This window comes from Acinetobacter sp. AS5 (genome assembly GCF_048957595.1).
Taxonomy (GTDB): domain Bacteria; phylum Pseudomonadota; class Gammaproteobacteria; order Pseudomonadales; family Moraxellaceae; genus Acinetobacter.
In genome coordinates, this window is the sequence record NZ_JARDAL010000149.1 from 1 (window position 1) to 890 (window position 890).

Annotated in this window: 2 protein-coding genes; both read left to right on the plus strand. The window is 34.0% G+C overall.

The window, feature by feature from the left end; genetic code table 11:
- The first annotated feature begins 37 nt into the window (after positions 1-37).
- Positions 38-343, plus strand: coding sequence for an IS630 transposase-related protein (locus PV763_RS17680; RefSeq protein ID WP_000122230.1), 306 nt, complete (start codon positions 38-40; stop codon positions 341-343).
- A 47-nt stretch (positions 344-390) separates the two neighbouring features.
- Positions 391-885, plus strand: coding sequence for an IS630 family transposase (locus PV763_RS17685; RefSeq protein WP_004781677.1), 495 nt, complete (start codon positions 391-393; stop codon positions 883-885).
- Positions 886-890 lie beyond the last annotated feature (5 nt).

An 890-nucleotide genomic window follows, 5' to 3' on the forward strand; every position in this document is an offset into this window, starting at 1 on the left:
TATAGTCAAATCATTATAAAACCAATACAATGGTGCAATGAGTTATTCAGAACATTTTAGACGTAAAATTTTAGCTAAGCTTGAGGAAGGTTATTCTATTCGAGCGGTAGCTGCACAATTTGAAATTAATAAAAATACCATTGTTGAATGGAAGAAACGTATAGAGATTAAAAAAACTCGTGTACGTAAACCTTCTAAAATTAACGATGATGCTTTACGTGAAGATGTTGAAAAGTATCCTGATGCTTATCAATATGAACGTGCTGCACGTTTTAATTGTGGTGTTTCATCTATTGGTGCTGCATTAAAGCGCTTAAATATTACAGTTAAAAAAAGACGTTAAGCCATCCTAAAGCAGATACAAAGCTTAGGGATAAATTTATTCTGCAAGTGAATGAATTAGAAAAAAACCATCCGATTATTTATCTGGATGAAAGTGGTTTTAAGTCACATGATTATAGACCTCATGGCTACTCACGAAAAGGAGTACCCTGTTTAGGGCAATATAATTGGCAATTAAAGAATCAGACCAATGCCATTGGAGCAATCCATGAGGGTAAGTTATTTTCAGTCGGTTTATTTGACTGCAAAATCAATTCAGATGTTTTTCATTTTTGGATTGAGCAATTCCTCATACCAGCATTACCAGAAAATAGTGTAGTGGTTATGGATAATGCAGCATTTCATAAAAGAGCAGATATTCAGGAGTTATTGGAACAACAAGGGCATAAAATTCTTTGGCTTCCTGCATACAGCCCTGATTTAAATCCTATAGAACACATGTGGGCATGGGTTAAACGTAAGCGTAAAGAATGGTTGATCGACTCAGTCGATGAGTTATTTCGAGTTTTTTTCGAATCTTGTATGAATAATAAAGTAGTTTGACTATA

Bases quoted from the DNA above. Each gene is read 5' to 3' on its own strand.
- PV763_RS17680 (WP_000122230.1), top strand. From the start codon at position 38: ATGAGTTATTCAGAACATTTTAGACGTAAAATTTTAGCTAAGCTTGAG.